The organism is Roseateles hydrophilus, assembly GCF_026712245.1.
Classification (GTDB): domain Bacteria; phylum Pseudomonadota; class Gammaproteobacteria; order Burkholderiales; family Burkholderiaceae_C; genus Pelomonas; species Pelomonas hydrophilus.
This window is the reverse complement of record NZ_JAPPUY010000004.1, coordinates 560,468-571,691: the sequence shown is the minus strand read 5'-3', so window position 1 is coordinate 571,691 and position 11,224 is coordinate 560,468. Positions and strand designations below refer to the sequence as shown.

Sequence of the window (11,224 nt, the reverse complement as noted above, 5' to 3'; positions counted from 1 at the left end):
ATACGCGAAAGAGACACTGCAACCTTGGGGCCTCGCTGCAGCAACGTCAGCAAGCTCGCCAGACACACTTGTTGAACCTCTTCAGCTTGTTCGGCGGTCGCGCAATACGCCGCTCAGAATCCAAAACGTCAATCCAGCAAAACCGATGGCCATGGCGCCGACGGCAAAAACGGCGCGCCTGGGCTTGCTCTTGCGCTCCGGCGGGGTTGCAGTGTCCACGACCTGGATCAGTCCGCCCTCCCGGCTTTCATCCAGCCGGGCGGACTCGTATTGGCGCGAGAACAGCTCGAACAACGTCTCTTGATACTTGAAGTCGCGATAGCGCTTGACATAGCCGCCGTCGGTCGGTTCACCATGCGCGCTGGCTTCGAGCTTACTCAGTTGTGCCCGCAACGCGCCCAGTATTGCTGCTTGCTGCTGAACCTCCGGTGCATTGTCGGCAAGCATGCGGCGAGCAGAGTGCAGCCGAATCTCCGCGGCCGTGACTTCGGCCCGAAGCCGGGCGTAGCTTTCGGCTGCAGCCTTGGGCTCCGCCTTCAGTGCGCCAGGATTGAATCCACTCTCTTGCAACGCCAGTTGTGCTTCCGCGAGACGGTCACGCGTGCGCTTCAACTCCGTCTCGAAGAAGACCCGACGCTGCTGTGCCTCGGTAAGAGCCAACTGGCTGGTCAGCCGACGCAGTTCTGCGATGTGTGCATTGGCGAGGTCCGCGGCCAACTTGGGACTGCTGGCGTCAGCCTCGATGCTTATCAGACCGTCCTTCTTTCCGAGCGTGATGCGGACGTTCTGGCTGAGTTCCTTGCGAGCAACCATCCGAAACTCCGTGTCGTATTCCGACATGAGCTTGAACTGGTCGATCAGTTGATCCTGAATGTTTGCACTTTGAAGCAGGCTTACGTACTGATCACCCGTGTTTTTGGCCCCCAACCCTGCCGCGGAGAGTCCGGAGAGTGCTCCGAGGTTGGCAAGAGCTGATGCTGCGCCCGTCTGCGATTGCTGTGGGGGGAGGAACAGGGTGCGAGAAGTGAAGGTCGGTGGGATCAAGTAAGAGCCTGCATACCCGACGATGCCGGCGGCGATCGATCCGGCGATCAGCAGCTTCCAGCGTTTGGCATAAATGGCCAGCATCGTCGGTAGCGAGATTCCATTCTTTCCCTCTGCGTTCCGGTTCTGGCCTGCGTGGCTCAAAGAATTCTCCATAACGTGTTCAGTTCTTGATGGTCTTCAGCGCCGCAGCACCCAAGCCGAACTGATAGATGATCTGTGTCCAGTCCTTAGCTTCTTGCATGAAGGTGGTCTTGTTCATTTCTTCCGGCACGAACACCGTGTCGCCGGGCAGCGCCTGCAGGCTGGACAAGCTGGAACCGGTGCTCAGCCAGCCGCTGCTATTGCTGCGAGCACTGCTCACCGATCCGTTGGCCCTGATCACGAAGATGCTGCCCTTGTCCGCGCCCTTCGTGGGGCCGCCCGCGAGCCGCAGCATGTCGTCCACGGACGCGCCAGCCTTGTAGAGATAGCTGCCGCCGTTGAAGACGCTGCCGAACACGCCGACGGCGGTGGGCTGCGCCGGAACGTAGATGCGGTCACCGTCCTCAACCGAGAGCGTGGGGAGTTCTCGCGAGGTCGGTTTCAGGTCCAGCACGATCCGTCCCGTAGGTTTCACGTTGCGCAGACGTTCGATCAGCCGGCTCGTATTGGCCTGCCCCTGGCCGCTGACAAGTGCATCGTCAGCGCTGCTGACCTTCTTCGATGAGGCGTTGCGTGCGAACTCAGTCTCAAGGTCGCGCAGCGCGCGCTCGTACTGCGCTTCCTGTATGCGGCGAACGCTGTCGCGGGAGAGGTCGGTGCCGAACAGATAAGCCTGCGAAGTCAGCCCGCCCGCCGCCTGCACGGCATCCATCAACGTGCTCGTAGGAGGAAGGACATAGTCGCCTGGTCGCGCCACTTCGCCTTCCACAAAGACCCGCTTGAATTGCTTTGCCTGAGGCAATACGGCAGAGACGTTGTTGAAGGCTCGCAGCACGTCGCCGTTGACGACCTTCAGCCCGCCGTCGCGGGGCAGTGTGAGCTCCGTCACGCGCCGGTCATTGCGGTCGCTCAGTCGTTCCATGGCGATGCGAGCCGCATCGGCAACGACTGAAAGGCCACCCACGTAATTGATGGCGTCATCGACGCTGTCGTTCGGCTTGAGCTCCACAACAGCCGGCTTGTTGACGCTGCCGATCAGTGCAACCTGCGGCCCGACGGGGCCGACGTGCAGCACGTCGTCGCCTTGCAGCGGAATGTCGCCCTTCTTGTCGCCCCGCACCAGCAAGTCATACAGGTCGAAGCGTGCGATCGTCTGGCCACTCCGCCGCAATTCGATGTTGCGGAAACTGCCTGCCGCTGACGGGCCGCCGGATTGTGCCAAGCCGGTCAATACTGTTGCCAAACTGCTGACGCTATGCGCGCCAGGCTTGACCACAAAGCCGGTCACATAAAAACGGATGCTGCGCAGTCGACCCAGCGTTGCGCTGAGTTGGAAGTTCTTGAACACTTGGCCGACACGGCGCGTCAGCAGTTCATTCAGGTCGCCGTGCCGCACTCCGGCTACCACCACAGGGCCAACGCGGGGGATCACGATCCGACCGGCGCGATCCACGGTGAGACGCAGATCCGCGTCCACCGATCCCCAGGTCGTCAGTTGAATCTCATCGCCAAAGCCGACCACGTAGTCTGGTGGCACCTGGCGATTTGATTCAACCAGCGAAGCGTTTCGTTGGGGCAGCATCAATTCGACGCCTAAACGACGGACGTTTGTACCGGCGAGGCCGCTGACATACGCCTCGAACTCGCTGAGCGGCGCGGGTTTGAGGGGTTCCGGATGAATCAGTTCGCTGGGCTGTGCTGCAGGAGGCGCTGAAGTCGCCCTATCGACGAGTCGAATCGGCCCAGTTGCCGCTTGCTCGGAATCTTCCGCTGCAGAAGCTGTGTTGGCCAGCGCAGCGAGAGCAATCACTGCGGCCGCCAGGTGGCCGAAGATGTGGGGCCGGCTGGGTAGTGTCATCGATGGCGGAGTCATTTATGGCTGGCTGTGGCGGGCGTGACACGCCGCCGAGGGTGAGGTGAATTCTAGTGGTCGCGTGAGGGCTGCCTTAGGCTGTTCCGCTACTTACACTAGCGCCAATGCTTTACCTCCTGGTGTCGTTCTTCGTGGCTGCCGTGGTGACCTTGCTGGTCATCCACTCCTCCCGTAGCCACGCGCATTTTTCGGCCGATGCCGACCTGTCCGGGCCGCAAAAGTTTCATGCCGCGCCAGTGCCTCGCATCGGCGGCGTGGGAATGTTCACGGGCTTGGTGTGTTGTGTCGGCGCCGCAGCGATGACAAATCGCGCTGAGTGGGCGTTGGGGGCGTTGCTGTTGGTGTGCGGTTTGCCGGCGTTTGCTGCAGGACTGATCGAAGACCTGACGAAGCGTGTGTCGCCAGCCAAGCGGCTCTGCGCCACCGCGGCTTCTGCCGCACTTGGCATCTGGTTGTTGGATGCAACCATTTCGCGGACCGACATCCCGGGGCTCGACTGGCTGCTGGCTGTGGCCGCAGTTGGATGGGGGGTCACTGTCCTGACCGTGGCAGGTGTCGCCAACTCAGTCAACATCATCGACGGCTTCAATGGGCTCTCGTCCATGTGCGTGAGCCTGATGCTGCTGGTGTTTGCCTACGTTGCCTACATGGTGGGTGACTTGCCGCTGGCGGTGTGGGCCTTGGCGGGGGTCGGTGCAGCGCTTGGGTTTTTTGTCTGGAATTTCCCCGCGGGTCTGATTTTTCTCGGTGACGGTGGCGCCTATTTCCTAGGCTTTTACCTGGCGGAAATCGGTATTTTGCTGGTGGCACGCAACGCTGAGGTGTCGCCGCTGTTCCCGCTGATGGTGTGCATCTATCCAGTCTTCGAAACGGTGTTTTCGATGTACCGGCGCAAGTTCATCCGTTCGGTGCCCACGTGGTTGCCTGACGGCATTCACCTGCACTCACTGATCTATCGGCGTCTGATGCGCTGGGCGATTGGGGCCGCTGATGCGCGCATCGTGACCCGGCGCAACTCCATGACAGCGCCCTACCTGTGGATGCTGTGCATCACGTCCCTGGTGCCGGCGGCCTTGTTCTGGGATTCCACGCCTTGGATGGCTGTCTGCCTGCTGTTGTTCGTGACCATTTATGTCGGGCTCTACCGCCGAATCGTCCGGTTCAAAACGCCCAAGTGGCTGGTGGTGACGGGCAAGAACATGCCCGCGAGCATGACCGGCGATAATCGTCGGATATGAGCGACACCGCCTCCCCGTCCGTCCAGCCTGACACCGCAGGCGCTGAGCCCGCTCCCCCGGCCCGCTTCGACACCCTCCCCCTCGACCCCAAGCTCCTGCGCGCAGTCGCCGATTCCGGCTACCTGACGATGACGCCCATCCAGGCTAAGGCGATCCCCATCGTCCTGCAGGGGCGAGATGTCATGGGCGCCGCGCAGACGGGGACCGGCAAGACCGCTGCGTTCTCGATTCCCTTGCTGCAGCGCATGCTCAAGCACGAGAACTCGAGCGTGTCGCCGGCGCGGCACCCGGTGCGTGCGCTGGTGCTGGCGCCGACCCGCGAGTTGGCGGATCAGGTGGCGGAGAATGTCAAGAAGTACGCCAAGCACACGCATCTGCGCTCGGTTGTTGTCTTCGGCGGCGTCGACATGAAGCCGCAGACGGCGGCGCTCAAGGCCGGCGTCGAGGTGCTGATCGCCACGCCTGGGCGATTGCTGGACCACATCGAGGCCAAGAACTGCGTGCTGAACCAGGTCGAGTACGTTGTGCTCGACGAGGCCGATCGCATGCTGGACATCGGCTTCCTGCCGGACCTGCAGCGCATCCTCAGCTTCCTGCCCAAGGCGCGCCAGACGCTGCTGTTCTCGGCGACCTTCTCGCCGGAGATCAAGCGGCTGGCACAGAGCTATCTGCAGGACCCCATCCTCGTGGAGACTGCCCGTCCCAACCAGACGGCATCGACGGTCGAGCAGCGCTTCATTAGCGCCACCGACGACGACAAGCGCGCCATCATCAAGCAGATCCTGAAGGAGCGTGAGATCCGCCAGGCCATCGTCTTCGGCAACTCCAAGCTCGGCGTGGCGCGCCTGGCGCGTTCGTTCGAGCGCGATGGCTTGCGCACGGCGGCGCTGCATGGGGACAAGTCGCAGGACGAGCGCCTGAAGTCGCTGGATGCGTTCAAGCGCGGCGAGGTGGACCTGCTGGTGGCGACCGATGTGGCCGCCCGTGGGCTGGACATTGCCGACCTGCCGGCGGTCTTCAATTTCGACGTGCCATTCAACGCGGAGGACTATGTCCATCGCATCGGCCGCACGGGGCGCGCTGGCGCATCGGGGCTGGCGGTCACGCTGGTCACCAAGTCGGACGCTCGACTGGTGGCGGATATCGAGAAGCTGATCAAGCGCACCATCACGCTGGACACGTTCGAGGTGGAGCCTGAGCGTCCTCGCTTCGAGCGCCGCCGTCGGGACGAGTCTGTCGAGCGTGAGGATCGGCCGGCGCGGGCCGCAAGCCCGGCCTTGCGCACGCCGGCGCCGTCGACGGCCGATCCGTTCTTCAACAAGCCCTACGAGGCCAGCTCGCGCGACGAGCCGCCGGCGTGGGAAAAGGCCAAGGCTGCCTCGCCGGTCAAGGGCCTGTCGAGCTATATCAAGCCGAAGCGGCAGGTGGCGGCGTTGTTTGGTGCCAAGAAGCCGGCGCCTGCCGAGGGCTAGGCCAGCAGCGCGAACACCGCCGGAATGCGGTCGGGGAGGGCCGTGTTGCTGCGCTTCCAGTCCGCCACGGTGGCGGTGCGCGTCCAGCCGCCGGGCAGCGTCAGGCCGACGCTGATGGACAGGCGTGTGCCGGGCTTGAGGGCGCTCAGCAGCGCCTGGCGCATGGCGTCGTTGCGATATGGGGTCTCGATGAGCAGCTGGGTCTGCTGGGCCTTGGCTGACAAGGACTCCAGTTCGCGGATGCGCGCGGCCCGGCTGGCGCTGTCGACCGGCAGGTAACCGACAAACGCAAAGCTCTGTCCGTTCAGTCCGCTGGCTGCCAGCGCGAGCAGCAGTGAGCTGGGGCCGGACAGCGGCGTCACCTCGATGCCTGCTTCGTGGGCGAGGGCGACCAGGCGTGCGCCTGGGTCGGCCACGGCCGGCAGGCCAGCCTCGGAAATCAACCCCAGATCTGCGCCCTCCATGGCGGGGGCGAGTAGCGCGCGCCAGGCGGCTGTGTCGTCGCCGGCTGACTTGCCACCTTTCGGCGGCCGTGGCAGTTCGCTGATCTGGATGGCTTGCAGCGGCTGCGCGAGGGGTGAGATGGCGTCCACCCGCTTCAGCAAGGCGCGAGTCGTCTTGGCGCTCTCCGCGGCCCAGTGGGTCAGTCGCGCGGCCGTCTCGATGATGCGCTGGGGCAGCACCTCGCGCAGGTCCAGCGAGTCGTCAACGCCGAAGTCCAGCGTGTTGGGCATCAGGATCAGGCGTCCGCGTGTCATGCCAGTGGCTCCAGGCCGGCGCGGCGCAGCAGCGCGCAGGTGCGGATCAGCGGGAGGCCGATCAGCGCGGTGGGGTCGTCGGATTCGACAGCGTCCAGCAGTGCGATGCCCAGGCTCTCCACCTTGGCGCTGCCGGCGCAGTCGTAGGGCGTGTCGGCGCGCAGGTAGGCCTCGATGGCCGCGTCGCTCAGTTCGCGCACCCGCACCCGCACCTCGGCCCGCTCGATGGCAGCGAAGCCGGGGGCAACCACGGCCACGGCAGTCTGGAACACGACCTCGCGGCCACTCATGCGGCGCAGTTGCGCGGCGGCGGCGTCGTGGGTGCCCGGCTTGCCCATGGCCTCGCCCGCCAGGTCGGCGACCTGGTCGGACCCGATGACGATGGCGCCCGGGTGTTGCGCCGCCACGGCCCGGGCCTTGGCCAGCGCCAGGCGCTCGGCCAGCGCCGCCGGTGCCTCGCCGGGCAGGGCGGCTTCATCGACGTGTGGCGCCATGGCGTCAAAGGGCAGGCGCAGCCGGGCCAGCAATTCCTGGCGGTAGCGCGATGTCGAGGCGAGGATCAATCGGGGCATCGCAATATTTTCGCCCGCCTAAACTTCGGCCCATGAAACAGCGTGCCTTTGTTCCCGAGAAGCTTGGCCTTGCCGCCTTTGCCCGAGATGGGGCCAGCCTGGAGGGCGAGTGGCCGGCGGCGGCGTTCGAGCGCTTGGCGGAGTCGGGGGCGCCCGAGTCCCCGGCCTCGCAGTGGCCGGCGTTGCGTTGGTCGCTGCATGCGGAGTTGCGCCAGCCCAAGGGCGGCAAGGTGCAGACTTGGCTGCACGTGGCGGCGCATGCGCAGGTGGCGCAGACCTGCCAGCGATGTTTGCAGCCGGTGCAGGAGTCGCTGGTGGTGGATCGCTGGATCCGGTTCGTCGAGACCGAGGCCGAGGCCGCCGAACTGGATGCGGACAGCGACGACGATGTGCTGGCCATGCCGCGCCACCTCGATGCACGCGAGCTCATTGAAGACGAGTTGCTGCTGGCATTGCCGCTGGTGCCTCGGCATGAGGTCTGCCCCGAGCCGCTGCCGCAGCCCGATGCGGATGTGCCGGACGCCGCCGAGGATGGGCGCCCGAATCCGTTCGCCGCGTTGGCCGCGTTGAAGCAAAGCGGCAAGGCCTGAGGCCATGGGCGATCGGGCGCTTGCCCGTCCGGCGGCGGTGGGGGCTTGGCGACTTCAGCAAGCAGCGCTATACTCGCGGGCTTTTCTGCGGCCTGGAGTTCGAGCCTTGTTCTCACTCCCCGGGGTCGCAAGCCCCAACCCCGCAGATTTCGGAGAATTTCATGGCCGTTCAGCAAAACAAGAAGTCGCCTTCCAAGCGCGGCATGCACCGTTCCCACAACGCCCTGGTCACCCCGGGCACGGCCATCGAGCCGACGACGGGCGAAGTGCACCTGCGTCACCACATCAGCCCCACCGGTTTCTACCGTGGCCGCAAGGTGCTGAAGAGCAAGGCCGACGCGGCCTGAGCCCGGCCAGGCCTGTGACGGGCCTGAGGCTGACGCGCTGCACTGCCGTGGCGCGCACCGATGAATTTGCCGACCCGGCCTGCGCCCAGCGCTGTGCCGGGTTTGGTCTTTTCTGAGTAGCTTTCGTCTCGATGACCCACGCGCCCCTGCCCGATCCCGTTCGCCTTGTCGTCGACTGCATGGGCGGCGATCACGGCCCCTCGGTCACGCTGCCCGCCTGCCGGGCCTTCCTCGACAAGCATCCGGCGGCGGAGCTCATCCTCGTGGGCCAGCCGGAAGCGCTGAAGGCGGCTGTCGCCTGGCCGCGTTGCCGCATCGTGGCAGCCAGCGAGGTGGTCACGATGGACGATCCCATTGAGGTGGCCCTGCGCCGCAAGCGGGATTCGTCCATGCGCGTGGCCATCCAGCAGTTGAAGGCGGGGCGCGACGGTGAGGCGCCGCTGGCGCATGCCTGCGTCTCGGCCGGCAACACCGGCGCGCTGATGGCCGTGGCCAAGGTGCTGCTGAAGACCGTGGCCGGCATCGATCGCCCGGCCATCGCGGCTGTCATGCCCAATGCCAACGGGGGCTTCACCACGGTGTTGGACCTGGGGGCCAACGTCGACTCGTCGGCCGAGAACCTGCTGCAGTTCGCGGTGCTGGGCAGCGCGCTGGTGTCGGCCGTGGACGGCATCGAGGAGCCGAGCGTGGGCCTGCTCAACATCGGCGAGGAAGCCATCAAGGGCAGCGAGACCATCAAGCAGGCCGGCGAACTGTTGCGCGCTGCCGGCGGTGCTGGTCAGCTCAACTTCTACGGCAACGTCGAAGGCAACGACATCTTCAAGGGCACGACGGACATCGTCGTCTGCGACGGCTTCGTCGGCAACGTCATGCTCAAGGCCTCCGAGGGGCTGGCCGGCATGATGGGCGGCTTCATCAAGGCCGAGTTCACGCGTGACTGGCTGAGCATGCTCGGTGGCTTGCTGGCCAAGCCGGTGCTCAACCGCTTCAAGCGTCGCGTGGACCACCGCCGCTTCAATGGCGCGGCACTGCTGGGCCTGCGCGGCCTGGTGTTCAAGAGCCACGGTTCGGCCGACGCGTTCGCGTTCGAGAACGCGCTGGCCCGCGCTTATGATGCCGCCCGCAACCGGCTGCTTGACCGGGTACACGAGCGCATCGTCGCCACGCTGCAGGCCTCCACGGGCGCGGTGGCAGCCGATGCCGGAGACAAGGCGGCGCCCGCTGCCCAGGCTGCATGAGCCCCAACGCACACTCCTCTCCCCGCCATTCCCGCATCCTCGGCACCGGCAGTTTCCTGCCTGCCGACAGGCTGACCAACCAAGCGCTCGCCGACCGCCTCGCGGCCGACGGCATCGACACATCCGACGAATGGATCGTCGAGCGCACTGGCATCCGCGCGCGCCATTTCGCGGCGCCTGACCAGGCCTCCAGCGATCTCGCGCTGCCGGCCGCGCAGTCGGCGTTGCAGGCGGCAGGCATCACGGCCGACGATCTCGATCTCATCATCGTCGCCACGTCCACGCCCGACATGGTGTTCCCGTCCACCGCCTGCCTGCTGCAGAAGAAGCTCGGCGCGTTCGGCTGCGCGGCCTTCGACGTGCAGGCTGTCTGTTCGGGCTTTGTCTACGCGCTCAGCGTGGCCGATTCGATGATCAAGAGCGGCGCCGCCAACAAGGCGCTGGTCGTCGGCGCCGAGGTGTTCTCGCGCATCCTCGACTTCAAGGACCGCACCACCTGCGTGCTGTTCGGCGACGGCGCTGGCGCCGTGGTGCTGGGCGTCAGCGACACGCCGGGCATCCTCGCTACCGAGCTGCACGCCGACGCGCGCCACAGCGACATCCTGTGCACGCCCGGCACCGTGTCCGGCGGCCAGGTGCTGGGCTCGCCGCTGCTGCGCATGGACGGCCAGGCCGTCTTCAAGCTCGCCGTCGGCGTGCTGGAGAAGGTGGCCCGCTCGGTGCTCGACAAGGCCGGCATGACCGATGCCGACATCGACTGGCTCATCCCCCACCAGGCCAACATCCGCATCATGCAGGGCACGGCCAAGAAGCTGCGCATGTCGCTGGACAAGCTCATCGTCACCGTCGACGAGCATGGCAACACGTCGGCGGCCTCCGTGCCGCTGGCGCTGGACGCCGCCGTGCGCAGTGGCCGCATCCAGCGCGGCGATACCGTGATGCTGGAAGGCGTCGGCGGCGGCTTCACCTGGGGCGCTGCCCTGCTGAACTACTGAGATCTTTATGATTGCACCTTTTGCTGTTGTCTTCCCGGGACAAGGCTCGCAGGCCGTCGGCATGCTCGACGCCTTTGGCGACCACCCGGAAGTCCGCCGCACGCTGGACGAAGCCTCCGCCGCCCTCGGCGAGGACGTCGCCGCGCTGATCCATGCCGGCCCCAAGGACCAGCTGGACCTGACCACCAACACCCAGCCCGTCATGCTGACGGCCGGCATCGCCTGCTGGCGAGCCTTCGTCGCCGAGACGGGCCTGGTGCCCGTGGCTGCCGCCGGCCATTCGCTGGGCGAGTACACGGCGCTGGTAGCTGCCGGCGCGCTAAGCCTGGCCGACGCGCTGCCGCTGGTGCGCTTCCGCGCCCAGGCCATGCAGGAGGCCGTGCCCGTGGGCGTGGGCGCGATGTACGCCATCCTGGGCCTGGACGGCGACGCCGTGCGCGCCGGCTGCGCGCAGGCTGCCGCCGAGACGGGTGAGGCCATCGAGGCGGTCAACTTCAACGACCCCAAGCAGACGGTCATCGCCGGCAGCAAGGCCGGCGCCGAGAAGGCCGCCGAACTCCTGAAGGCCGCGGGCGCCAAGCGCGCGCTGCCGCTGCCGGTGTCCGCGCCGTTCCACTCCAGCCTGATGAAGCCGGCCGCCGAGCGGCTGAAGGAAAAGCTGGCGACGGTGCAGTTCGCCGCCGCTGCCTTTCCGGTCATCAACAACATCGACGTGGCCATCACCGACAACGCCGATGCGCTGCGCGACGCGCTGTACCGCCAGGCCTTCGGCCCGGTGCGCTGGGTCGAGGTCGTGCAGGCGCTCAAGGCGCGCGGCGTGGGCCACGTCATCGAGGCCGGCCCCGGCAAGGTGCTGACCGGCATGGCCAAGCGCATCGACGCCGAGCTGCAGGCCGCCTGCGTGTTCGACCCCGCCTCGCTGGCCGAGGCCCGCGCCCTGCTGGGAGCCTGAA

At 66.1% G+C, this 11,224-nt stretch carries 11 protein-coding genes; 7 read left to right on the top strand and 4 right to left on the bottom strand.

Annotation, left to right across the window (positions count from 1 at the left end; translation table 11 throughout):
- Positions 1–81: 81 nt before the first annotated feature.
- Together NYO99_RS17620 and NYO99_RS17615 are read right to left on the bottom strand one after the other, a co-directional pair.
- On the bottom strand, positions 82–1,200 hold the full coding sequence (locus tag NYO99_RS17620; protein ID WP_268168555.1) for a Wzz/FepE/Etk N-terminal domain-containing protein: 1,119 nt from the start codon (positions 1,198–1,200) through the stop codon (positions 82–84).
- A 7-nt stretch (positions 1,201–1,207) separates the two neighbouring features.
- Positions 1,208–3,046, bottom strand: a complete 1,839-nt coding sequence (locus NYO99_RS17615) for an SLBB domain-containing protein (protein WP_268168554.1) — start codon at positions 3,044–3,046, stop codon at positions 1,208–1,210.
- 119 nt (positions 3,047–3,165) lie between these two features.
- Here NYO99_RS17615 and NYO99_RS17610 point away from each other — a divergent pair, with 119 nt between their 5' ends.
- Together NYO99_RS17610 and NYO99_RS17605 are read left to right on the top strand one after the other, a co-directional pair.
- Entirely contained in the window at positions 3,166–4,299 is a 1,134-nt protein-coding gene (locus NYO99_RS17610; protein WP_268168553.1) for an MraY family glycosyltransferase, read from the top strand.
- Positions 4,296–5,771 carry a DEAD/DEAH box helicase gene (locus NYO99_RS17605; RefSeq protein WP_268168552.1) on the top strand — a complete coding sequence of 492 codons (1,476 nt, stop codon included), beginning with the start codon at positions 4,296–4,298 and terminating at the stop codon, positions 5,769–5,771. The genes NYO99_RS17610 and NYO99_RS17605 overlap by 4 nt, the downstream gene beginning before the upstream one ends.
- On the opposite strand, the gene NYO99_RS17600 is transcribed toward NYO99_RS17605, so the two are convergent.
- Both NYO99_RS17600 and NYO99_RS17595 read right to left on the bottom strand, forming a co-directional pair.
- On the bottom strand, positions 5,768–6,529 hold the full coding sequence (locus tag NYO99_RS17600) for an SAM-dependent methyltransferase (RefSeq protein ID WP_268168551.1): 762 nt from the start codon (positions 6,527–6,529) through the stop codon (positions 5,768–5,770). The genes NYO99_RS17605 and NYO99_RS17600 overlap by 4 nt on opposite strands.
- Positions 6,526–7,101: a Maf family nucleotide pyrophosphatase gene (locus NYO99_RS17595; protein ID WP_268168550.1), complete on the bottom strand. Its 576-nt coding sequence runs from the start codon at positions 7,099–7,101 to the stop codon at positions 6,526–6,528. Before NYO99_RS17595 ends, NYO99_RS17600 begins: the two co-directional genes overlap by 4 nt.
- Positions 7,102–7,133: 32 nt before the next feature.
- Here NYO99_RS17595 and NYO99_RS17590 point away from each other — a divergent pair, with 32 nt between their 5' ends.
- The 5 genes from NYO99_RS17590 (at position 7,134) to fabD (ending at position 11,223) form a co-directional block, all read left to right on the top strand.
- A complete protein-coding gene (locus tag NYO99_RS17590; RefSeq protein ID WP_268168549.1) occupies positions 7,134–7,691 on the top strand; it encodes a YceD family protein in 558 nt (185 codons plus the stop codon).
- A 161-nt stretch (positions 7,692–7,852) separates the two neighbouring features.
- Positions 7,853–8,038: a 50S ribosomal protein L32 gene (rpmF, locus tag NYO99_RS17585; RefSeq protein WP_056876082.1), complete on the top strand. Its 186-nt coding sequence runs from the start codon at positions 7,853–7,855 to the stop codon at positions 8,036–8,038.
- Positions 8,039–8,169: 131 nt separating this feature from the next.
- Positions 8,170–9,276, top strand: coding sequence for a phosphate acyltransferase PlsX (gene plsX, locus NYO99_RS17580; protein WP_268168548.1), 1,107 nt, complete (start codon positions 8,170–8,172; stop codon positions 9,274–9,276).
- Positions 9,273–10,271 (top strand): beta-ketoacyl-ACP synthase III, encoded by a 999-nt coding sequence (locus tag NYO99_RS17575; RefSeq protein WP_268168547.1) that lies wholly within the window; start codon positions 9,273–9,275, stop codon positions 10,269–10,271. Before plsX ends, NYO99_RS17575 begins: the two co-directional genes overlap by 4 nt.
- Positions 10,272–10,281: 10 nt before the next feature.
- Complete coding sequence (gene fabD, locus NYO99_RS17570) at positions 10,282–11,223, top strand: ACP S-malonyltransferase (protein ID WP_268168635.1); 942 nt, start codon at positions 10,282–10,284, stop codon at positions 11,221–11,223.
- The last annotated feature ends 1 nt before the right edge of the window (position 11,224 follow it).

Coding starts and splice junctions, on each gene's coding strand:
- NYO99_RS17620 (WP_268168555.1), bottom strand. CDS start 1,200: ATGGAGAATTCTTTGAGCCACGCAGGCCAGAACCGGAACGCAGAGGGA.
- NYO99_RS17615 (WP_268168554.1), bottom strand. CDS start 3,046: ATGACACTACCCAGCCGGCCCCACATCTTCGGCCACCTGGCGGCCGCA.
- NYO99_RS17610 (WP_268168553.1), top strand. CDS start 3,166: ATGCTTTACCTCCTGGTGTCGTTCTTCGTGGCTGCCGTGGTGACCTTG.
- NYO99_RS17605 (WP_268168552.1), top strand. CDS start 4,296: ATGAGCGACACCGCCTCCCCGTCCGTCCAGCCTGACACCGCAGGCGCT.
- NYO99_RS17600 (WP_268168551.1), bottom strand. CDS start 6,529: ATGACACGCGGACGCCTGATCCTGATGCCCAACACGCTGGACTTCGGC.
- NYO99_RS17595 (WP_268168550.1), bottom strand. CDS start 7,101: ATGCCCCGATTGATCCTCGCCTCGACATCGCGCTACCGCCAGGAATTG.
- NYO99_RS17590 (WP_268168549.1), top strand. CDS start 7,134: ATGAAACAGCGTGCCTTTGTTCCCGAGAAGCTTGGCCTTGCCGCCTTT.
- rpmF (WP_056876082.1), top strand. CDS start 7,853: ATGGCCGTTCAGCAAAACAAGAAGTCGCCTTCCAAGCGCGGCATGCAC.
- plsX (WP_268168548.1), top strand. CDS start 8,170: ATGACCCACGCGCCCCTGCCCGATCCCGTTCGCCTTGTCGTCGACTGC.
- NYO99_RS17575 (WP_268168547.1), top strand. CDS start 9,273: ATGAGCCCCAACGCACACTCCTCTCCCCGCCATTCCCGCATCCTCGGC.